The following is a 21,683-nucleotide window of genomic DNA, read 5'->3' on the forward strand; positions in this document are numbered from 1 at the left end:
AGATGTCGAAGCTCGGAGATCTCGGCGCCAAGCTGTACCGGGGTGAGGTCGGCTACGACTTCGTCGGCAAGCGCTTCGTCTGGTACGGCGTTTCCATCCTGATCACCATCACGGCGATCGTGGCCCTGGCCGTTCAGGGCCTCAACATGGGCATCGAGTTCAAGGGTGGTGCCGTCTTCACCACCCCGAAGACCACCATCTCGGAGGCCCAGGCCCGGGAGGACGCGGAGAAGGCCTCCGGCCACGACGCGGTCGTCCAGAAGCTCGGCACCGGTGGTCTGCGCATCCAGATCTCGGACCTGAACACCGACCAGGCCGCCGAGGTGAAGGCCAAGCTCGCCACCGACCTCAAGCTCGACGCGGCCCAGATCAACGCCGACCTGGTCGGCCCCAGCTGGGGCGAGCAGATCGCGAACAAGGCCTGGACCGGCCTTGGGGTCTTCATGATCCTCGTGGTGATCTACCTGGCCATCGCCTTCGAGTGGCGGATGGCGGTCGCGGCGCTCATCGCGCTGATCCACGACCTCACGATCACGGTCGGCGTCTACGCGCTGGTCGGCTTCGAGGTCACCCCGGGTACGGTCATCGGTCTGCTGACCATCCTCGGTTACTCCCTCTACGACACCGTCGTCGTCTTCGACGGTCTCAAGGAGGGCTCGAAGGACATCACCAAGCAGACCCGCTGGACGTACAGCGAGATCGCCAACCGGAGTGTCAACGGCACCCTGGTCCGCTCGATCAACACCACCGTCGTGGCGCTGCTCCCGGTCGGAGCGCTGCTGTTCATCGGCGGCGGCTTCCTGGGCGCCGGCATGCTGAACGACATCTCGCTGTCGCTGTTCGTCGGCCTCGCGGCCGGCGCCTACTCGTCGATCTTCATCGCGACCCCGCTGGTCGTGGACCTGAAGGAGCGCGAGCCGGCGATGAAGGCCCTGAAGAAGCGGGTGCTCGCGAAGCGGGCGGCGGCGGAGGCCAAGGGCGAGTCGGCCGATGAGGCCGGTACCGAAGGTGCGCCCGAGGTCGTGGCGCAGGGCCGGTCGGGACGCCGCCGGTGACCGCGGAGCTGCCCTCGGGCGTACGGGACCTGCTGCTCAGCCGGATCACGGACGTGGCGGACTACCCGAAGCCGGGCGTGATGTTCAAGGACATCACCCCGCTGCTGGCCGACCCGAAGGCGTTCGGCGCCCTCACGGACGCGCTGGTGGCCCTGGCCGGGCAGTACGGAGCGACGAAGATCGTCGGGCTGGAGGCGCGGGGGTTCATCCTGGCGGCTCCGGTGGCCGTGCAGGCGGGCATCGGCTTCGTGCCGGTCCGCAAGGCCGGGAAGCTGCCCGGGGCGACGCTCCTGCAGTCCTACGACCTGGAGTACGGGTCGGCGGAGATCGAGATCCACGCGGAGGCGCTGGCCGCCGAGGACAGGGTCATGGTCATCGACGACGTGCTGGCCACCGGCGGTACCGCCGCGGCCTCGCTGGAGCTGATCCGGCGGGCCGGGGCGCAGGTCGCCGGGGTCGCGGTCCTGATGGAGCTCTCGTTCCTGCCGGGCCGTGAGCGGCTGGTGCCCGCCCTGGGCGATGCGCCGCTGGACGCGCTGATCGTGGTCTGACCACACCGTTCGCCGAAGCGGGCGTGCACCGGTAACCCCGGAGCGCGCCCGCTTCGGCGTGTGCGGGCCGCTGCGCGGGGCCGTGTCCCCTACCTGCCCTTCGCCCGTTCCCCGGGGCTCCGCCCCGGACCCCGGTCCTCAAACGCCGGACGGGCTGGATATGGCCGGGCTCGGGGAACAGGGTGGCGGAACCCTCGCTACGATGGGTTATCCGGACCGGACACGGGCACCGGATTCCGCTGAGGAGCGCTCTTGCCAGACGAGGTCCAGCCAATCTCTGCCGCGCAGCCCGACCCGCAGCCCGAGCAGCCGGCCGCGGCGGCTGCCGCCACGCCCCCGCCGGCGCCGCCCGCGCCGCCGGTCAAGCCCGTGTCCGCGAAGTCGGCCGGGTCCTCCAATCGGGTGCGCGCCCGGCTGGCCCGTCTCGGCGTCCAGCGTTCCAACCCGTACAACCCGGTCCTGGAACCGCTGCTCCGCATAGTCCGCAGCAACGACCCGAAGATCGAGACGGCCACCCTGCGCCAGATCGAGCAGGCGTACCAGGTCGCGGAGCGCTGGCACCGGGGTCAGAAGCGCAAGAGCGGTGACCCGTACATCACCCACCCGCTCGCGGTGACCACGATCCTCGCCGAACTGGGCATGGATCCGGCCACGCTGATGGCGGGACTGCTCCACGACACCGTGGAGGACACCGAGTACGGGCTGGAGGACCTGCGGCGCGACTTCGGCGACGCCGTGACCCTGCTCGTCGACGGCGTCACCAAGCTCGACCGCGTCAAGTTCGGCGAGGCGGCCCAGGCCGAGACCGTCCGCAAGATGGTCGTGGCCATGGCCAAGGACCCCCGGGTCCTGGTCATCAAGCTCGCCGACCGCCTGCACAACATGCGCACCATGCGCTACCTCAAGCGGGAGAAGCAGGAGAAGAAGGCCCGCGAGACCCTCGAGATCTACGCCCCGCTGGCGCACCGGCTGGGCATGAACACCATCAAGTGGGAGCTGGAGGACCTCGCCTTCGCGATCCTCTACCCCAAGATGTACGACGAGATCGTGCGCCTGGTGGCCGAAAGGGCGCCCAAGCGCGACGAGTACCTCACCGTCGTCACCGACGAGGTGCAGGCCGACCTGCGGGCCGCCCGCATCAAGGCCACCGTCACCGGACGCCCCAAGCACTACTACAGCGTCTACCAGAAGATGATCGTGCGCGGCCGCGACTTCGCCGAGATCTACGACCTGGTCGGCATCCGGGTCCTCGTCGACACCGTCCGCGACTGCTACGCCGCCCTCGGCACCGTGCACGCGCGATGGAACCCGGTCCCCGGCCGGTTCAAGGACTACATCGCCATGCCGAAGTTCAACATGTACCAGTCGCTCCACACGACGGTCATCGGACCCAGCGGCAAGCCCGTAGAGCTCCAGATCCGCACCTTCGACATGCACCGCCGCGCCGAGTACGGCATCGCCGCGCACTGGAAGTACAAGCAGCAGACCGTCGCGGGCGCCTCGAAGGTGCGCACCGACGTGCCGCAGGCAGCCAAGGGCACGGCGGGCCACGACACGGTCAACGACATGGCCTGGCTGCGCCAGCTGCTGGACTGGCAGAAGGAGACCGAGGACCCGAGCGAGTTCCTCGACTCGCTGCGCTTCGACCTCTCGCGCAACGAGGTCTTCGTCTTCACGCCCAAGGGCGACGTCATCGCCCTGCCGGCCGGCGCCACCCCCGTGGACTTCTCGTACGCCGTCCACACCGAGGTCGGCCACCGGACCATAGGGGCGCGGGTCAACGGGCGGCTCGTACCGCTCGAATCGACCCTCGACAACGGCGATCTGGTCGAGGTCTTCACCTCCAAGGCCGAGGGGGCCGGCCCGTCCCGTGACTGGCTGGGCTTCGTCAAGTCCCCGCGCGCCAGGAACAAGATCCGCGCCTGGTTCTCCAAGGAACGCCGCGACGAGGCGATCGAGCACGGCAAGGACGCCATCGCGCGGGCCATGCGCAAGCAGAACCTGCCGATCCAGCGCATCCTGACCGGCGACTCGCTCGTCACCCTCGCGCACGAGATGCGCTACCCCGACATCTCCTCGCTCTACGCGGCGATCGGCGAGGGCCACGTCACCGCGCAGAACGTCGTGCAGAAGCTGGTCCAGGCCCTCGGCGGCGAGGACGCGGCCAACGAGGACATCGAGGAGACCATCCCGCCGGCCCGCGGGCGCAGCACGCGCCGCGGAAACGCCGACCCCGGCGTCGTGGTCAAGGGCGTCGAGGACGTGTGGGTCAAGCTGGCCCGCTGCTGCACCCCGGTGCCGGGCGACCCCATCATCGGCTTCGTCACCCGCGGCAGCGGCGTATCGGTTCACCGCGCCGACTGCGTCAACGTGGACTCCCTCTCGCAGCAGCCCGAGCGGATGCTGGAGGTCGAGTGGGCGCCCACCCAGTCCTCCGTGTTCCTGGTCGCCATCCAGGTCGAGGCGCTGGACCGGTCCCGGCTGCTGTCGGACGTCACCCGGGTCCTGTCGGACCAGCACGTGAACATCCTGTCGGCGGCCGTGCAGACCTCCCGCGACCGGGTGGCCACCTCCCGGTTCACCTTCGAGATGGGCGACCCGAAGCACCTGGGCCACGTCCTGAAGGCCGTACGGGGCGTCGAGGGCGTCTACGACGTCTACCGCGTGACCTCGGCCCGCAGGCCGTAAGCAGGACATACGGAAGGGCCCCGGTACGCACTGCGTACCGGGGCCCTTCCTGCGTTCTGGAGGCGTCAGCCGCCGAACTCCTCAAGACCCTTCAGCGCCTGGTCCAGCAGGGCCTGGCGGCCCTCCAGCTCCCGGGACAGCTTGTCGGCCTTGGAGTTGTTGCCCTGCGCGCGCGCCGCGTCGATCTGGCCGCGCAGCTTGTCGACCGCCGCCTGCAGCTGACCCGTCAGACCGGCCGCACGGGCCCGCGCCTCCGGGTTCGTACGGCGCCACTCGCCCTCCTCGGCCTCCTGGATGGCCCGCTCGACGGCGTGCATCCGGCCCTCGACCTTGGGACGCGCGTCCCGCGGTACGTGGCCGATGGCCTCCCAGCGCTCGTTCAGGGAGCGGAAAGCCGCACGGGCAGCCTTCAGGTCCGTTACGGGTACGAGCTTCTCGGCCTCGTCGGCCAGCTCCTCCTTCAGCTTCAGGTTCTCCACCTGCTCGGCGTCGCGCTCGGCGAAGACCTCGCTGCGGGCCGCGAAGAACACGTCCTGGGCGCCGCGGAAACGGTTCCACAGGTCGTCCTCGGACTCGCGCTGCGCGCGGCCGGCGGCCTTCCAGCTCTCCATCAGCTCGCGGTAGCGCGCGGCCGTCGGACCCCAGTCCGTCGACTTCGACAGCGACTCGGCCTCCGCGACCAGCTTCTCCTTGACCTTGCGGGCGTCCTCGCGCTGCGCGTCGAGCGAGGCGAAGTGCGCCTTGCGGCGCTTGGAGAAGGCGGAGCGGGCGTGCGAGAAGCGGTGCCACAGCTCGTCGTCCGACTTGCGGTCGAGGCGGGGCAGACCCTTCCAGATGTCCACCAGGGCCCGCAGCCGCTCGCCGGCGCTGCGCCACTGGTCGCTCTGCGCGAGCTCCTCGGCCTCGGTCACCAGCGCGTCCTTGGCCGCACGGGCCTCGTCCGTCTGCTTGGCCTTCTGGACCTTGCGCTCCTCGCGGCGCGAGTCCACGGTCGACACCAGCTTGTCCAGCCGGACGCGCAGCGCGTCGAGGTCACCGACGGCGTGGTGCTCGTCCACCTGCGTGCGCAGGTGCTCGATGGCCGTCTGGGCGTCCTTGGCGGCCAGATCGGTGGTCCGCACCCGTCGTTCGAGGAGGCCGATCTCGACCACCAGGCCCTCGTACTTGCGCTCGAAGTAGGCCAGGGCCTCCTCCGGGGTGCCGGCCTGCCACGAGCCGACGACCTTCTCGCCATCGGCAGTACGCACGTACACGGTGCCGGTCTCGTCGACTCGGCCCCACGGGTCGCTGCTCACAGCGCCTCCTCCACCTGATGCCTTGCGAGGGGTTCACCCCCTGGGCATCGTCCACAGTTTCCTGGGGCGGGCCGCGCCCGCCCTGCACAACGCCAACATAGGCGACCGCCGGGCCGGCTGTCCGCATCCAGCACGACGCAATATCGGCGTACCGACGTCAGAAGAGCCGTCGCGGATGCGGACCGGGCCCGGGGCGCCCGGTCCCGGTCAGTTCTGGGTGACGGTGCCCTTCTCGATGGTCACCGGGGTCTTGGGAGCCCCGTCCGTCTGGCCGTTGTCCGTACCGGCCTTGGCCACCTCTTCGAGCACCTTCAGACCGGCCGCGTCGATCTTGCCGAAGGGGGTGTACGAGGGGGGAAGCGGGCTGTCCTTGTAGACCAGGAAGAACTGGCTGCCGCCCGAGCCGGGCTTGCCGGTGTTGGCCATGGCCACCGTGCCCGCCGGGTAGGTGACCTGGCCGGTCTCGTTGGGCTTGCCCAGCGCGTCGAGGTTCTCGTCCGCGATGGTGTAGCCGGGGCCGCCCATGCCGGTGCCCTGCGGGTCACCGCACTGCAGGACGAAGATCCCGCTCGTCGTCAGGCGGTGGCACTTGGTGTTGTCGAAGAAGTTCTTGTCGGCGAGTGACTTGAACGAGTTGACCGTCTGCGGGGTCTTCGCCGCGTCCATCTCGAACTTGATGTCGCCCGCGCTCGTCTTCAGGTCGAAGGTGTACTTCGCCTTGGCGTCGATCGCCATCGCCGGGGAGGGGGACTGCTGCGGGGTGGGCGCGGCCGAGGCCGAGGGGGTCGCGGCCGGGTCGGCCGCCTCGTCCTTCTTGTCCTTGTCGAACACACCGCCGGCCACGAGGCCGACCAGCGCCGCGACGACCACGGCCACCGCCGCACCGACCACGGCCATCCGCTTGCGCGACTTCTGCCGCGCTTCGGCACGCCGCTTCTGCTGGCGTTCGTACTTCTCCCTGGCGAGCTGGCGCCGCCGCTGATCGCTCGTGACCACCGGGTCGTCTCCTTGTGCGTATCTGGTACCACTGTCCGGGCTGGGTTAGGCCGTACCGTATATGGGTTCGCTGTGTAATGAGCGGCGCCGGTACCCTCTGAGCAGCAGCATTCGGATCTGCAGCCTCCCGCCGGACGACGATTGAGGACGAACGTGCTGATTGCCGGATTCCCCGCCGGGGCCTGGGGGACCAACTGTTACGTGGTCGCCCCCGCCGCCGGTGAGGAGTGCGTCATCATCGACCCGGGCCACCAGGCCACCCAGGGTGTCGAGGAGACGCTGAAGAAGCACCGGCTCAAGCCCGTCGCGGTCGTCCTGACCCATGGCCACATCGATCATGTGGCCTCGGTGGTCCCGGTGTGCGGAGCACACGACGTACCGGCCTGGATCCACCCCGAGGACCGCTTCATGATGAGCGACCCGGAGAAGGCACTCGGCCGTTCCCTCGGAGCGCAGCTGATGGGCGAGCTCACCGTGGGGGAGCCCTCCGACGTCAAGGAGCTCAACGACGGCGCGAAGCTCGCCCTCGCGGGCATGGAGCTCACCGTGTCGCACGCCCCGGGCCATACCAGGGGGTCGGTGACCTTCGGGATGCCCGAGGCGGGGGACATCCCGCCGCTGCTGTTCTCGGGCGACCTGCTCTTCGCCGGCTCCATCGGGCGTACCGACTTCCCCGGCGGCAGCCACGCCGACATGCTCGAATCGCTGGCCCGCGTGTGCCTGCCGCTCGACGACTCGACCGTGGTGCTGCCCGGACACAACGAGCACACGACCATTGGCCGTGAGCGAGCCACCAACCCGTACCTGCGGCAGGTGGCCGCCGGCCTGGGAGACGGTTTCACGTCTCCACGACGAGGAATGTGACGAGAGTTTCGTGAGTACTTTTCAGGCCCCCAAGGGCACGTACGACCTGCTGCCGCCCCGCTCCGCCACCTTCCTGGCGGTCCGCGAGGCGATCTCCGCGCCCCTGAGGAACTCCGGCTACGGCTACGTGGAGACCCCCGGCTTCGAGAACGTGGAGCTCTTCTCCCGCGGAGTCGGCGAGTCCACCGACATCGTCAGCAAGGAGATGTACACCCTCACCACGAAGGGCGGCGACCAGCTCGCCCTGCGCCCCGAGGGCACCGCCTCCGTGCTCCGCGCCGCCCTGCAGGGCAACCTGCACAAGCTCGGCGGGCTGCCCGTCAAGCTCTGGTACTCCGGCTCGTACTACCGCTACGAGCGGGCCCAGGCGGGACGCTACCGCCACTTCTCCCAGGTCGGCGCCGAGGCCATCGGAGCCGAGGACCCGGCCCTGGACGCCGAGCTGATCATCCTGGCCGACCAGGCGTACCGCTCGCTGGGCCTGCGCAACTTCCGCATCCTGCTGAACTCGCTCGGAGACAAGGAGTGCCGCCCGGTGTACCGGGAGGCCCTCCAGACCTTCCTGCGCGGGCTCGACCTCGATGCGGAGACCGTGCGCCGGGCCGAGATCAACCCGCTGCGCGTGCTCGACGACAAGCGGGCCGACGTGCAGAAGCAGCTCGTCGGCGCCCCCATGCTGCGCGACTACCTCTGCGACGCCTGCAAGGCGTACCACGAGGAGGTCCGGGCGCTGGTGACGGCGGCCGGGGTCGCCTTCGAGGACGACGAGAAGCTCGTGCGCGGCCTGGACTACTACACCCGCACCACCTTCGAGTTCGTCCACGACGGTCTGGGCTCCCAGTCCGCGGTGGGCGGCGGCGGCCGCTACGACGGCCTCTCCGAGATGATCGGCGGCCCCGCGCTGCCCTCCGTGGGCTGGGCGCTGGGCGTGGACCGTACGGTGCTGGCGCTCGAAGCGGAGGGCGTCGAACTGGACATCCCCTCCGCGACCTCCGTCTTCGCGGTGGCGCTCGGCGCGGCCAAGCCGGTGCTGTTCGGTCTGGTGACCGAGCTGCGGCGGGCCGGGGTCGCGGCCGACATCTCCTACGGGGGCAAGGGCCTCAAGGGTGCGATGAAGGACGCGAACCGCTCGGGGGCGCGGTTCGCGGTGGTCGCGGGGGACCGTGACCTCGAAGAGGGCGTCGTCCAGCTGAAGGACATGGAGTCCGGCGAGCAGACCCCGGTGGCCGTCGCCGACGTGGTCGCGACGGTCCGGGCCCGCCTGGCCTGACGCTTGCGCCGCGGGGCGGGGTGGGGGTCTTCTCCCCACCCCGCCCCTTCGCGGTTTCCCGGGGCGGAACAGTCCGGCCGGGTACGGCACAATGGCCGGTGCTTGTTGACCTTGCGGATGTGGAGCGGGCGGGATGACGACACGAGGGACCGATACGGATACCGCCGAGCCGCGGACGGCCGTCGGCGGCAGCCGGGCGCTCGCCCTGCTGCTGGTGATCACGGGAGCCGCGGGACTGCTCGCGGCCTGGGTCATCACGATCGACAAGTTCAAGCTGCTGGAGGACCCGGACTTCGTCCCGGGCTGCAGCCTGAACCCGATCGTCTCCTGCGGCAACATCATGAAGAGCGACCAGGCGTCCGTCTTCGGCTTCCCGAACCCGATGCTGGGCCTGGTCACCTACGGCATGGTCGTCTGCGTCGGCATGAGCCTGCTCGCCCGGGCGCGCTTCCCGCGCTGGTACTGGCTCACCCTGAACGCCGGGATGCTCTTCGGCGTCGGCTTCTGCACCTGGCTGATGTACCAGTCGCTCTACGTGATCAGCTCCCTGTGCCTGTGGTGCTGCCTGGCCTGGGTCGCCACGATCATCATGTTCTGGTACGTGACCTCGCACAACGTCCGCAACCAGCTGCTGCCGGCCCCCGGCTGGCTGCGCGGCTTCTTCGACGAGTTCACCTGGGTGCTGCCCGTCCTGCACATCGGGATCATCGGCATGCTGATCCTGACCCGCTGGTGGGACTTCTGGACCTCCTGATACGTCAGGGCGGGAGTGTCGGTGGCCTCGCATAGGCTTCCGGGGTGGAACCAGACCTCTTCACCGCCGCCGCCGAAGACCGCCAGGCGAAGGACCCCTCCAGTTCTCCGCTCGCCGTCCGGATGCGCCCGCGCACCCTGGACGAGGTCGTCGGCCAGCAGCACCTGCTGAAGCCCGGCTCTCCGCTGCGGCGGCTCGTCGGGGACGGGGCGGGCGGTCCCGCCGGGGCCTCCTCGGTGATCCTCTGGGGCCCGCCGGGCATCGGCAAGACCACCCTCGCGTACGTGGTGAGCCAGGCCACGAAGAAGCGGTTCGTCGAGCTGTCCGCGATCACCGCCGGAGTGAAGGAAGTACGGGCCGTCATCGAGGGCGCCAAGCGGGCGGCCGGCGGATACGGCAAGGACACCGTCCTCTTCCTCGACGAGATCCACCGCTTCAGCAAGGCGCAGCAGGACTCGCTGCTGCCGGCCGTGGAGAACCGCTGGGTCACGCTGATCGCCGCCACCACGGAGAACCCGTACTTCTCGATCATCTCCCCGCTGCTGTCGCGCTCCCTGCTGCTGACGCTGGAACCGCTGACCGACGAGGACCTCAGCGCCCTGATGCACCGGGCGCTGACCGAGGAGCGGGGTCTCGGAGGCGCGGTCACCCTGCCGCCGGACGCGGAGGCGCACCTGCTGCGGATCGCCGGCGGGGACGCGCGGCGCGCGCTGACGGCCCTGGAGGCGGGAGCGGGCTCGGCGATCGCCAAGGGGGAGCCGGAGATCAGCCTCCAGACGGTGGAGGAGGCCGTCGACCGGGCCGCGGTGAAGTACGACCGGGACGGCGACCAGCACTACGACGTGGCGAGCGCGCTGATCAAGTCGATCCGGGGCTCGGACGTGGACGCGGCGCTGCACTATCTGGCGCGCATGATCGAAGCGGGGGAGGACCCCCGGTTCATCGCGCGCCGGCTGATGATCTCGGCGAGCGAGGACATCGGGCTGGCGGATCCGACGGCCCTGCCGCTCGCGGTGGCCGCCGCCCAGGCGGTGGCGATGATCGGCTTCCCGGAAGCCTCGCTCACGCTGTCGCACGTGACGATCGCGCTGGCGCTGGCCCCGAAGTCGAACACCGCGACGACGGCGATCGGCGCGGCGCTGGCGGATGTCCGGGCCGGGCTGGCGGGGTCCGTGCCGGCGCACTTGCGTGACGGGCACTACAAGGGGGCGGCGAAGCTGGGGCACGCGGTGGGGTACGTGTACCCGCACGACGTGCCCGGAGCGATTGCTGCGCAGCAGTACGCGCCGGATGCGGTGCACGGCAAGCGCTACTACGAGCCGACCCGGTACGGAGCCGAAGCCCGCTACGCGGACGTGGTGGAAAAGGTCCGCGAGCGGCTCCGAGGCGCGGGCTCGTAACCTGCGGCGCCGTTCCCGGGGGCCAGCCCCCGGACCCCCGCTCCTCAAACGCCGGAGGGGCTGGATTCGGCTGAGGCCGGGGAAATCCAGCCCCTCCGGCGTTTGAGGAGCGGGGTCTGGGGCGGAGCCCCAGGGAACGGTGGAAGGGCGGGTAGGGGATCTCGCCCCGCGCAGCGGCGTCGTGTCGCGGGTTCCTGGCAAGGGGGGCGGGCCTAGGCTCCGGCCATGGGACGCCGGGCTTTGCTCATCGCCGTGACGGCAGTACTGCTGCTCAGTGGGTGTCACCACGGAGACGGCGACAGGGCGCAGGCCAGCGCCGCCGCCCTCGTTGCGCAGGTCCCCCTCGCGAGTGCCGGGTTCCCGCCCTCCGCGGCGGCCGCCAGGAGTCAGCTGGGCGGGCTCAAGGTCGAGTGGGGCAAGAACTGGGAGACGTACAAGCGCGAGAACTTCGGCAAGTACTGGTCGGACGAGACCGACGCCGTCGGTGGGCGCAACGGGTGCGATACACGGGACGACGTCCTGCGCCGCGACCTGAGGGAGCTGCGCGAGGGCGACAGGAACCCCTGCGTCGTGCTGTCCGGGGTGCTCAAGGACCCGTACACGGGGAAGGAGCTCCCTTACACCTACCGCCGCGCCTCGCAGATCCAGACCGACCACGTCGTCGCCCTCGGCGCCGCCTGGCGCGGGGGCGCCTACGCCTGGACCCCGCAGCGGCGCCTGGAGTACGCCAACGACCTGGACGTGCTGCTCGCCGTGGACAAGCAGACGAACTACGAGAAGAGCAGCAAGACCGCCGACAAGTGGAAGCCGCCCCAGAAGGGCTACTGGTGCGAGTACGCGCGGCGGTACACCGGCATCAAGGCGAAGTACGGGCTCTCGGTGACCCCGCCGGAGAAGCAGGCGCTGCAGGAGATGCTCGGCACCTGCCCTAGCTGAACAGCGTGCTCATCGCCCGGCGCAGGCCGCAGACGTCGGTCACCGGCTCCGGGAAGTCGAAGCGGGCGTCGAAGGCGGTGGCGCCGCGGAGGAAGCGCACCCGCAGGCCCAGCCGGTCCAGCGCGAGCGGGACCGCCTTCAGGTCCGCCGCCTCCCGGGGACCGAGCAGGCCGCACAGGTCACCCATCCGGTCGCCGTGCGCGGAGGCCAGGTGCTGGAGGAGCTCCGTCTCGTGGGCCACCATCGGGTCGGGCTCGGCCGCGGCCAGCAGCTCCGGGTCCACGTGCTCGGCGCCCCACAGGTCGTCCACCGAGATCTCGCCGACCTCCAGGCGCAGCAGCATCCACGCGGGCCGGCCGGTGGGCGAGGCGTCGAGGGACTCGGAGAGGCCGAGGAGCTCGCCGACCGGGTGCCGCTCCGCCAGCAGCGCCGCGCACGCCGCCCGCTCGTCGGCCCCGCGCACGGGCGTCAGCCACCCGGCGAGCCAGGCGCGGCCTCGGATACGATGGGGCACGGACACCGGCGCCACGTCCGTGATCTCGATCACGGCGGTGAGGTCGTCGTCCTGGGCGTGAGCGGCTGCCCTGGCAGCCGCGGATTCCCCTGATACAAGGAGAATCACGTCCCCGTCCGGGGTGACGGTCCGTGCGGCCGGCATCCCTGTCCCGAACTCCCCCTGGTCACGAGACCCCTTCTGGTCGAAACCACCTGGGAGCGTGAGGGATACTGAGGCGTTGGACTCTACGAGGGTTCGTACGCGTTCGGCTCCGGTGAGCTGCCGAACGCCTTCCCTGGGACGCGGCTGACCTTGCCTATCGTCGCCGAAAGCAGATCCTGTTTCGTTTGGATCTGAACTTCGGTGCGCACTGGGCAGGGGGATCCCATGTGGTCGAGACATTACGTCCTCCTCGCTAAGGTAAGCCTCACCTAACTTACATGGAGGTAGGTTCCACGTGAACCAGAAGCGACCCAAGGTCAAGAAGTCGCGTGCCCTCGGCATTGCGCTGACCCCGAAGGCCGTCAAGTACTTCGAGGCCCGCCCCTACCCGCCGGGCGAGCACGGCCGTGGCCGCAAGCAGAACTCGGACTACAAGGTTCGTCTGCTGGAGAAGCAGCGTCTGCGCGCTCAGTACGACATCTCTGAGCGTCAGATGGCCCGCGCGTACGACCGCGCCAAGAAGGCCGAAGGCAAGACGGGCGAGGCGCTGGTCGTCGAGCTCGAGCGTCGCCTCGACGCCCTGGTCCTGCGTTCGGGCATCGCCCGCACCATCTACCAGGCTCGCCAGATGGTCGTTCACGGCCACATCGAGGTCAACGGCGACAAGGTCGACAAGCCGTCGTTCCGCGTCCGTCCGGACGACGTCATCACGGTGCGCGAGCGCAGCCGCGAGAAGGTTCCGTTCCAGGTTGCCCGTGAGGGTGGCTACGCAGGCGAGGGCGAGACCCCCCGTTACCTGCAGGTCAACCTGAAGGCCCTGGCCTTCCGCCTGGACCGCGACCCGAACCGCAAGGAAATCCCGGTCATCTGCGACGAGCAGCTCGTCGTCGAGTACTACGCCCGCTGATCGAGCAACACCAGCGGACGTAGCCTCACAGGCTGGTCAGCCCGCCGGTTCCCCCTCGGGGGAGCCGGCGGGCTTCCTGCTTTTCGCCCCCGGGTGCGCCATCGGCCGCTCCGCCCGCTCGGTCGCGCCGCGCGGCCTCGGCAGCGGACCCGCCGGTACGGGTACCGGATCGGGTCCCCGCAGGGCGCGCTCCACGAGGGCGTCCAGGGGCAGGGTCCGGCCGTGCCGGGCGCAGGACGCGTACCGCTCGGCGCCCAGCAGTTCGCCCGCCCGCTCCTGGCACATCAGCCGCGGGGCGTTGAAGTACCCCGAGCCGAACAGCCGCATCCCCACCCCGTCCCACAGCGGCTCCGCCGCGCCCTGCAGCACCGCCGCCTCCGCCGGATGCCCCTCGGCCACCGTGACCAGGGCCAGCAGCTCCACCGCCAGCACCAGCCCGACGAGATCGCGGAAGGTGTGGTTGATGGCCACGCACTCGGCCAGCAGCAGCCGCGCCTCGGCCGTGCCCCCGGCATCCAGCGCCGCGTACGCCAGGACGTACAGGGCGTACGCCTTGGTCCAGCGCTCCCCGCGCTCCTCGCAGATGTCCCGGACCTCCCGGCACAGGGAGAGCGCCCCCGCCAGCTCCCCCTGGAAGGCCAGCGCCATCGCCAGCTCCACCTGGCACATCAGCACGTTGCTGTTGAGCTCCCCGGCCTCCCGGTAGCGCTCCAGCGCCGAGCCCAGCAGCTCCCCGGCCCGGGTCATGTCGTCCGAGATCAGCGCCAGGCAGCCCATCCGGTGCACGGCGTACGCCCCCGCCACCGGGTTCTCGCTCCGCGCGGCCCCGTCCCGGCACTCGTACAGCGCGCTCATCGAGGCCACCGAGTCGCCCTGCAGGGCCGCGACGTACCCGAGCACCCACAGCGCCTTCAGCCGGGAGCTCTCGTACTCCGCCCCGGCCAGCCCCAAGTCGTCCTCCAGGGTCCGGTCCAGCCAGTGCCGGCCCTCGGTGAGCCGGCCGCAGCCCGCCCAGAAGAACCACAGGGTGCCCGCCAGGTACTGGCCCAGGTGGACCTCCTCCGGCTCGTCCAGGCAGCACTCCAGCGCGAGCCGCAGATTCGGCAGCTCCGCCTCCACCAGTGCGGCCACCTCTTCCTGGCGCGGGCTGAACCAGTCCAGCTCGCACCAGGTCGCCAGGCCCATGTACCAGTCCCGGTGCCGTCGCCGCAGCCGCCGGGCATCGCCCAGCGACTCCAGCCAGCCCGCCCCGTAGATCCGTACGCTCTCCAGCATCCGGTAGCGGACCCCGGCCGGCGTCTCCTCCCGGACCAGCAGGGACTGCCCCAGCAGCTCCCCGACCAGGTCCAGCACCGAATCCACCGGCAGGTCCGGCCCCGCGCACACGTACTCGGCGGCGTCCAGGTCGAAGGGCCCGGCGAACACCGAAAGCCGCGCCCACAGCAGCCGCTCCCCGGCCGTGCACAGCTCGTGGCTCCATCCGATCGCCGTGCGCAGCGCCCGGTGCCGGGGCAGCGCGCCGCGCGAGCCGCCCGTCAGCAGGGCGAAGCGGTCCTCCAGCCGGGACAGCACCTGGGCCGGAGACAGCGTCCGCAGCCGGCCCGCGGCGAGCTCCAGGGCCAGCGGCAGGCCGTCGAGCCGCGCGCACAGCTCGGCCAGTGCCGCCCGGTTGGCCTCCGTCAGGGTGAAGGACGGATCGGCGGCCGAGGTCCGCTCGATCAGCAGGGCCAGGGCCTCCTCCGGATCCAGCGGGGCCAGCGGCCAGGACAGCTCCCCGTCCAGGGTCAGGGGGCGCCGGCCGGCCGCGAGCACGCGCAGGCCGGGGGAGCGGCGCAGGAGGTCCCGTACCAGGTCGGCGGTCTCGTCGACCAGCTGCTCGAAGCCGTCCAGGACCAGCAGCAGCCGCCGCTCGGCCAGGTGCTCGGCGAGGACCGTACGGGGCGGCCGGGTGGTCTGGTCGGTGAGCCCGAGCGCCTCGGCGAGCGCCAGCTCCAGCAGCGCCGGATCGCGTACGGAGGCCAGCTCGACCAGCCACACCCCGTCGCAGTAGCGTTCCTGCGCCGGATCCGCGGGACCGCCCGCCCCGGCCGGCGGAAGGGCGCCGGCCGCCGCGTCGGCGGCCGCCCTGGCCGCCGCCAGCACCAGGCGGGTCTTGCCCACGCCGCCCGCGCCGGTCACCGTGACCAGCCGCGAGGCGTCCAGCAGCCGCCCCAGCTCGGAGAGTTCCCCGCCCCGCCCGACAAAGCCGCTCAGGTCCGAGGGAAGATTGCCCGGCGTCCTTCGTGGAATGGGTCTTTGTCGCATGGGACACGGAGCGTACTGGTCCGCATGCGCTGCGTACAAGGCGGGCCGGTTCCGGGCAACCGGCCGGGGTGGCGCCCCGGATTTCCGGTACTGCGGCGGATCTCCGGCGCGATAGGGTCGGAGGACGACTTTTTTCGCTTGGTGATCAATCTGTAGAGAGCGGTGTGAACGTGTCCGGTGGAGAGGTGGCCGGGATCCTCGTGGCCGTTTTCTGGGCCATCCTGGTCTCCTTCCTCGCCGTGGTGCTGGTGAGGCTGGCCCAGGTGCTCAGGGCGACCACCAAACTGGTGGCCGACGTGACCGAGCAGGCCGTCCCGCTGCTCGCGGACGCCTCCACCACCGTCCGCTCCGCCCGCACCCAGCTCGACCGGGTCGACGCCATCGCGAGCGACGTACAGGAAGTCACCTCCAACGCCTCGGCGCTGTCCTCCACCGTGGCCTCCACCTTCGGCGGCCCGCTCGTCAAGGTCGCGGCCTTCGGCTACGGCGTCCGCAAGGCGCTGGGCAAGGGCGGGGCGGACCAGCAGGACGCGCCGGGCAGGACCTCCCGACGGACCGTGATCGTCGGCCGTACGGTGCCGGCCGCCCGGCGCCGGAAGCAGAAGGGCTGAGATCTCCGATGTTCCGCCGAGCCTTCTGGTTCACCGCCGGCGCGGCCGCCGGCGTGTGGGCCACCACCAAGGTCAACCGGCAGCTCAAGAAGCTGACGCCGGAGAGCCTCGCCGCGCAGGCCGCCGACAAGGCGATCGAGGCGGGCCACCGCCTCAAGGACTTCGCCCTCGACGTCAAGTCGGGGATGTCGCAGCGCGAGGACGAACTGAACGACGCACTGGGACTCCACCAGGATCCCGACCTGCCCGCCAACGTCACCGCCCTTCCCGGGCCGCGGCCGCTGCGGGCCATCGAGCAGGACCAGAACGACCAGAACTCGTACCGTTCGAACCACTCGGGCGGGACGTACAACCGGAATGAGGACCACTGATGGAGTCGGCTGAAATCCGCCGCCGCTGGCTGAGCTTCTTCGAGGAGCGCGGTCACACCGTTGTCCCTTCGGCGTCGCTCATCGCGGACGACCCGACTCTGCTGCTCGTGCCCGCGGGCATGGTGCCGTTCAAGCCGTACTTCCTCGGCGAGGTCAAGCCGCCCGCGGCCACGCTCACCAGCGTGCAGAAGTGCGTCCGCACCCCGGACATCGAAGAGGTCGGCAAGACCACCCGCCACGGCACGTTCTTCCAGATGTGCGGCAACTTCTCCTTCGGGGACTACTTCAAGGAAGGCGCCATCAAGTACGCCTGGGAGCTGCTCACCAGCTCCGTGGCGGACGGTGGCTACGGCCTGGAGCCCGAGAAGCTCTGGATCACGGTCTACCTCGACGACGACGAGGCCGAGGCCATCTGGCGCGACGTCGTCGGCGTCCCGCAGGAGCGCATCCAGCGCCTGGGCAAGAAGGACAACTTCTGGTCCATGGGCGTCCCGGGCCCCTGCGGTCCCTGCTCGGAGATCAACTACGACCGCGGCCCCGAGTTCGGCGTCGAGGGCGGCCCCGCCGTCAACGACGAGCGCTACGTGGAGATCTGGAACCTGGTCTTCATGCAGTACGAGCGCGGCGCCGGCGACGGGAAGGAAGACTTCCCGATCCTCGGCGACCTGCCGTCGAAGAACATCGACACCGGTCTCGGCCTCGAACGCCTCGCGATGATCCTGCAGGGCGTACAGAACATGTACGAGACCGACACCCTGCGCGTGGTCATGGACAAGGCCACCGAGCTGACCGGCGTGCGCTACGGCGCCGAACAGGGCACGGACGTCTCGCTGCGCGTGGTCGCCGACCACATCCGCACCTCGACCATGCTCATCGGCGACGGCGTCACCCCCGGCAACGAGGGCCGCGGCTACGTGCTGCGCCGCATCATGCGCCGCGCCATCCGCAACATGCGCCTCATGGGCGCCACCGGCCCGGTCGTCCAGGACCTGGTCAACGTGGTCATCGAGACGATGGGCCAGCAGTACCCGGAGCTCGTCACCGACCGCAAGCGCATCGAGACCGTCGCGCTCGCCGAAGAGGCCGCCTTCCTCAAGGCCATCAAGGGCGGCACCAACATCCTCGACACCGCCGTGACCGAGACCAAGGCCGCCGGCGGCACGGTCCTGGCCGGCGACAAGGCGTTCCTGCTCCACGACACCTGGGGCTTCCCGATCGACCTCACCCTGGAGATGGCCGCCGAGCAGGGCCTCTCCGTGGACGAGCCCGGCTTCCGCCGCCTGATGCAGGAGCAGCGGGACCGCGCCAAGGCCGACGCCAAGGCCAAGAAGACCGGCCACGCGGACATGTCCGCCTACCGGGAGATCGCCGACGGCTCCGGCGCCACCGAGTTCACCGGCTACGCCACCAACCAGGGCGAGTCCACCATCGTCGGCCTCCTGGTCAACGGCGTCTCCGCGCCCGCCGCCTCCGAGGGCGACGAGGTCGAGGTCGTCCTCGACCGCACCCCCTTCTACGCCGAGGGCGGCGGCCAGCTCGCCGACCAGGGCCGCATCAAGCTCGACTCGGGCGCCGTCATCGTCGTCCGCGACGTGCAGCAGCCGGTCCCGGGCGTCTCCGTGCACAAGGGCTCCGTCCAGGTCGGCGAGGTGACGGTGGGCGCCTCCGCGTACGCCGCCATCGACGTGAACCGCCGCCGGGCCATCGCCCGCGCCCACTCGGCCACGCACCTGACGCACCAGGCCCTGCGCGACGCGCTCGGCCCGACGGCCGCCCAGGCCGGTTCCGAGAACTCGCCCGGCCGCTTCCGCTTCGACTTCGGCTCGCCGAACGCGGTGCCCGGCTCGGTCCTCACCGACGTCGAGCAGAAGATCAACGACGTGCTCTCCCGCGAGCTCGACGTCACCGCCGAGATCATGAGCATCGACGAGGCCAAGAAGCAGGGCGCCATCGCCGAGTTCGGCGAGAAGTACGGCGAGCGCGTGCGCGTCGTGACCATCGGCGACTTCTCCAAGGAGCTGTGCGGCGGCACGCACGTCGGCAACACCGCCCAGCTGGGCCTGGTGAAGCTGCTCGGCGAGTCCTCCATCGGCTCCGGCGTGCGCCGCGTCGAGGCCCTCGTCGGCGTGGACGCGTACAACTTCCTCGCCAAGGAGCACACGGTCGTCGCCCAGCTCCAGGAGCTGGTCAAGGGCCGTCCGGAGGAGCTGCCGGAGAAGATCGCCTCCATGCTCGGCAAGCTGAAGGACGCCGAGAAGGAGATCGAGAAGTTCCGCGCGGAGAAGGTCCTCCAGGCCGCCGCCGGTCTCGCCGCGGGCGCCCAGGACATCCGCGGCGTCGCCCTCGTCGTGGGCACCGTGCCGGACGGCACCGGCGCCGACGACCTGCGCAAGCTGGTCCTCGACGTCCGCGGCCGCATCCAGGGTGACCGCCCGGCCGTCGTGGCCCTGTTCACCACGGCGAACGACCGCCCGCTGACCGTCATCGCCACCAACGAGGCCGCCCGCGAGCGCGGTCTCAAGGCCGGCGACCTGGTCCGTACGGCCGCCAAGACCCTCGGCGGCGGCGGTGGCGGCAAGCCGGACGTGGCCCAGGGCGGCGGCCAGAACCCGGCCGCCATCCCCGAGGCCATCGCCGCGGTCGAGCGCCTCGTCGTAGAGACGGCCTGAAGATGACACTGCGCCGCGGCCGCCGGCTGGCCATCGACGTGGGCGACGCCCGGATCGGGGTCGCCTCGTGCGACCCCGATGGGGTGTTGGCCACACCGGTGGAAACCGTTCCGGGACGGGACATCCCCTTCGCCCACCGGCGGCTGCGGCAGCTCGTCGCGGAGTACGAGCCCATCGAGGTGGTGGTCGGCCTGCCCCGCTCGCTCAGCGGGCGGGAAGGGCCGGCCGCGGCCAAGTGCCGCGCCTTCGCCACGGAACTCGCCAAGGGCATCAAGCCCGTGACGGTGCGTCTGGTGGACGAGCGGATGACGACGGTCACCGCAGCCCAGGGCCTGCGGGCCTCGGGGAAGAACGCGAAGAAGAGCAGGTCGGTCATCGATCAGGCGGCCGCCGTGGTCATCCTTCAGAACGCTCTGGAGACCGAACGGGTATCAGGTAATCCGCCCGGTGAGTGCGTCGAAGTGGTTGTCTGATCGCGATACGGTAACGTTCCGCGCGACGTGACGGCATTCGAACAGCCGTCGCCCACCACACGAGGCGGAACCGTGTGTCGCGGCAGACGGAGTCGCGGCCAACGCCCTGCGGCGCGCTAGGGGATCGATGACTGAGTATGGCCGGGGCCCTGGCCCCGAACCGTGGCACCCCGAGGACCCGCAGTACGGGGACCAGGGGTGGACCGGGCACGAGGCCCAGCAGGGTCAGATGCCCTACGTCGGCGGCCCGCAGCAGTACCAGCAGCAGTTCCAGCAGGAGCAGCAGCCGTACTACCCGCAGCAGCAGCAGCCGGGCCAGTACCCGCAGGGCCAGCAGGCTCCGTACGCGCAGCAGCAGCAGGTTCCGTACCCGCAGCAGCACCAGCAGCACCAGCAGCACGAGCAGACGTACGGCGGCCAGAGCCAGGGGCAGGGTCAGGTCTGGGACACCGGCCAGGCGAACTACGCCGGTGTCCAGCAGACCACCGACCCGTACGCCACCGCCGACCCGTACGCGGGCGCGGATCCGTACGCGCAGCAGCAGGCGGCCGGCTACCCGGGCGAGACCCCCGACCTCTACGCCACCTCCGAGGCCTTTCCGCCGCCGCGGCCCCCGGGCCAGCGGCACCTGGACACCGAGGAAGCCTGGCAGGAGGAGCGCGCCGCCGACGAGGCCGCGGACTCCTTCCTGGCGGGCGGCGGCAGCGACGACGACCGCGACGGCGCCGGCGGTGACGACGGCGGCCGCGGCGGCCGCCGGTCGGGCCGCTCCGGCGGCGGCAAGCCGAAGAAGCGCAGCGGCATGGCCTGCCTCATCGCGTCCGTGGTCATCATCGGCGTGCTCGGCGGTGGCGGCTACTACGGCTACAGCTACCTGAAGGACAAGTTCAGCTCGGCCGAGGACTTCACGGGCGCCGGCATCGACGAGACCGTCGACGTGGAGATCCCCAAGGGCGCCGGACTCGGCCAGATGGGCCGCATCCTCAAGGACGCGGGCGTGGTCGCGAGCGCCCAGGCCTTCGTGGACGCGGCGACCGCCAACCCCAAGGGCAAGTCGATCCAGCCCGGCGTCTACCCGCTCAAGAAGAAGATGTCGGCGGCGGCCGCGGTCGAGGTCATGACCGACCCGTCCAAGCTGCACGTGCTCACGATCTCCGAGGGCATGCGCAACGCCACGGTCTACGAGGCGATCGACCGCAAGCTCGAAAAGCCCGCCGGCACCACCAAGGACATCGCCTTCAAGCAGGCGAAGACCCTCGGCCTGCCGGCCTGGGCGAACAACGACCCGAAGATCATGGACCCCCTCGAGGGCTTCCTGTACCCGATGCGGTACGACCTCTCCAAGGACAGCACCCCCGAGTCCCTGCTCAAGCAGATGGTCAAGAACGCCACCGACAAGTACGCGGAGCTCGGGGTCGAGGGCAAGGCCAAGGAGCTGGGCCTGGACAACCCGCTCCAGGTCATCACGGTCGCCAGCCTCGTCAACGCGGAGGGCAAGAACCACGACGACTTCCGGAAGATGTCGGAGGTGGTCTACAACCGCCTCAAGAAGACCAACGACATCACCAACCGGAAGATCGAGTTCGACTCGACGTACAACTACATCACGGGCAAGAGCGAGATCAACTTCAACATCGCGGAGGCACGGGCCTTCGTCCACCCCTACAACACGCACAACATGGCCGGGCTGCCCCCGGGTCCGATCGGGAACCCCGGCATGGACGCGCTGACCGCTACGCTCAACCCGGACCACGGCGGCTGGATGTTCTTCGTGTCGGTCGACGGCGACAAGACGACCTTCACCAAGACCTACGACGAGCACCTCAAGCTCGTCGCGGAGTTCCAGGCACGGCAGAAGCAGAAGAACGGCGGGTAGCAGGA

18 protein-coding genes are annotated in these 21,683 nt (G+C 70.4%); 14 read left to right on the forward strand and 4 right to left on the reverse strand.

The genetic code is table 11. The annotated features are described in order from the left end of the window. The first annotated feature begins 2 nt into the window (after nucleotides 1–2). The 3 genes from secF (at nucleotide 3) to NLX94_RS23025 (ending at nucleotide 4,294) form a co-directional block, all read left to right on the forward strand. A complete protein-coding gene (gene secF, locus NLX94_RS23015) occupies nucleotides 3–1,055 on the forward strand; it encodes a protein translocase subunit SecF (protein WP_254384890.1) in 1,053 nt (350 codons plus the stop codon). Further along, on the forward strand, nucleotides 1,052–1,606 hold the full coding sequence (locus NLX94_RS23020) for an adenine phosphoribosyltransferase (RefSeq protein WP_254384891.1): 555 nt from the start codon (nucleotides 1,052–1,054) through the stop codon (nucleotides 1,604–1,606). The genes secF and NLX94_RS23020 overlap by 4 nt, the downstream gene beginning before the upstream one ends. 252 nt (nucleotides 1,607–1,858) lie before the next feature. Then, nucleotides 1,859–4,294 (forward strand): bifunctional (p)ppGpp synthetase/guanosine-3',5'-bis(diphosphate) 3'-pyrophosphohydrolase, encoded by a 2,436-nt coding sequence (locus NLX94_RS23025; protein ID WP_254384892.1) that lies wholly within the window; start codon nucleotides 1,859–1,861, stop codon nucleotides 4,292–4,294. Between the two features lie 65 nt (nucleotides 4,295–4,359). On the opposite strand, the gene NLX94_RS23030 is transcribed toward NLX94_RS23025, so the two are convergent. After that, nucleotides 4,360–5,589, reverse strand: a complete 1,230-nt coding sequence (locus NLX94_RS23030; protein WP_254384893.1) for a DUF349 domain-containing protein — start codon at nucleotides 5,587–5,589, stop codon at nucleotides 4,360–4,362. 207 nt (nucleotides 5,590–5,796) lie between these two features. Continuing rightward, a complete protein-coding gene (locus NLX94_RS23035; RefSeq protein WP_254384894.1) occupies nucleotides 5,797–6,585 on the reverse strand; it encodes a peptidylprolyl isomerase in 789 nt (262 codons plus the stop codon). A gap of 153 nt (nucleotides 6,586–6,738) precedes the next feature. On the opposite strand from NLX94_RS23035, the gene NLX94_RS23040 reads away from it, so the two are divergent. The 5 genes from NLX94_RS23040 (at nucleotide 6,739) to NLX94_RS23060 (ending at nucleotide 11,809) form a co-directional block, all read left to right on the forward strand. Next, nucleotides 6,739–7,449 carry an MBL fold metallo-hydrolase gene (locus NLX94_RS23040; protein WP_254384895.1) on the forward strand — a complete coding sequence of 237 codons (711 nt, stop codon included), beginning with the start codon at nucleotides 6,739–6,741 and terminating at the stop codon, nucleotides 7,447–7,449. Between the two features lie 10 nt (nucleotides 7,450–7,459). Continuing rightward, the gene (gene hisS / locus NLX94_RS23045) at nucleotides 7,460–8,719 is read left to right on the forward strand and encodes a histidine--tRNA ligase (protein ID WP_254384896.1); all 1,260 of its coding nucleotides are present in this window, start codon (nucleotides 7,460–7,462) and stop codon (nucleotides 8,717–8,719) included. 133 nt (nucleotides 8,720–8,852) lie between these two features. After that, a complete protein-coding gene (locus NLX94_RS23050) occupies nucleotides 8,853–9,473 on the forward strand; it encodes a vitamin K epoxide reductase family protein (protein WP_254384897.1) in 621 nt (206 codons plus the stop codon). A gap of 44 nt (nucleotides 9,474–9,517) precedes the next feature. Beyond that, the gene (locus NLX94_RS23055; RefSeq protein ID WP_254384898.1) at nucleotides 9,518–10,873 is read left to right on the forward strand and encodes a replication-associated recombination protein A; all 1,356 of its coding nucleotides are present in this window, start codon (nucleotides 9,518–9,520) and stop codon (nucleotides 10,871–10,873) included. Nucleotides 10,874–11,098: 225 nt separating this feature from the next. Next, nucleotides 11,099–11,809 (forward strand): HNH endonuclease family protein, encoded by a 711-nt coding sequence (locus NLX94_RS23060; protein ID WP_254384899.1) that lies wholly within the window; start codon nucleotides 11,099–11,101, stop codon nucleotides 11,807–11,809. Here NLX94_RS23060 and NLX94_RS23065 read toward each other — a convergent pair. Further along, nucleotides 11,802–12,467 carry a DUF2470 domain-containing protein gene (locus NLX94_RS23065; RefSeq protein WP_254384900.1) on the reverse strand — a complete coding sequence of 222 codons (666 nt, stop codon included), beginning with the start codon at nucleotides 12,465–12,467 and terminating at the stop codon, nucleotides 11,802–11,804. The genes NLX94_RS23060 and NLX94_RS23065 overlap by 8 nt on opposite strands. A gap of 295 nt (nucleotides 12,468–12,762) precedes the next feature. On the opposite strand from NLX94_RS23065, the gene rpsD reads away from it, so the two are divergent. Further along, entirely contained in the window at nucleotides 12,763–13,374 is a 612-nt protein-coding gene (rpsD, locus tag NLX94_RS23070; RefSeq protein ID WP_008740451.1) for a 30S ribosomal protein S4, read from the forward strand. A gap of 36 nt (nucleotides 13,375–13,410) precedes the next feature. On the opposite strand, the gene NLX94_RS23075 is transcribed toward rpsD, so the two are convergent. Then, nucleotides 13,411–15,678 (reverse strand): AAA family ATPase, encoded by a 2,268-nt coding sequence (locus NLX94_RS23075; RefSeq protein ID WP_254384901.1) that lies wholly within the window; start codon nucleotides 15,676–15,678, stop codon nucleotides 13,411–13,413. Nucleotides 15,679–15,848: 170 nt separating this feature from the next. Between NLX94_RS23075 and NLX94_RS23080 the strand changes: the two genes are divergently transcribed. The 5 genes from NLX94_RS23080 (at nucleotide 15,849) to mltG (ending at nucleotide 21,678) form a co-directional block, all read left to right on the forward strand. Next, a complete protein-coding gene (locus NLX94_RS23080) occupies nucleotides 15,849–16,289 on the forward strand; it encodes a DUF948 domain-containing protein (RefSeq protein WP_254384902.1) in 441 nt (146 codons plus the stop codon). 8 nt (nucleotides 16,290–16,297) lie between these two features. Then, complete coding sequence (locus tag NLX94_RS23085) at nucleotides 16,298–16,660, forward strand: DUF6167 family protein (RefSeq protein ID WP_254384903.1); 363 nt, start codon at nucleotides 16,298–16,300, stop codon at nucleotides 16,658–16,660. Continuing rightward, entirely contained in the window at nucleotides 16,660–19,329 is a 2,670-nt protein-coding gene (alaS, locus tag NLX94_RS23090; RefSeq protein ID WP_254384904.1) for an alanine--tRNA ligase, read from the forward strand. The genes NLX94_RS23085 and alaS overlap by 1 nt, the downstream gene beginning before the upstream one ends. A gap of 2 nt (nucleotides 19,330–19,331) precedes the next feature. Beyond that, nucleotides 19,332–19,802, forward strand: a complete 471-nt coding sequence (gene ruvX / locus NLX94_RS23095) for a Holliday junction resolvase RuvX (protein ID WP_243334308.1) — start codon at nucleotides 19,332–19,334, stop codon at nucleotides 19,800–19,802. Between the two features lie 127 nt (nucleotides 19,803–19,929). Further along, complete coding sequence (gene mltG, locus NLX94_RS23100) at nucleotides 19,930–21,678, forward strand: endolytic transglycosylase MltG (RefSeq protein ID WP_254384905.1); 1,749 nt, start codon at nucleotides 19,930–19,932, stop codon at nucleotides 21,676–21,678. Nucleotides 21,679–21,683 lie beyond the last annotated feature (5 nt).

It is taken from the genome of Streptomyces sp. TBY4 (assembly GCF_024213195.1).
GTDB lineage: Bacteria > Actinomycetota > Actinomycetes > Streptomycetales > Streptomycetaceae > Streptomyces.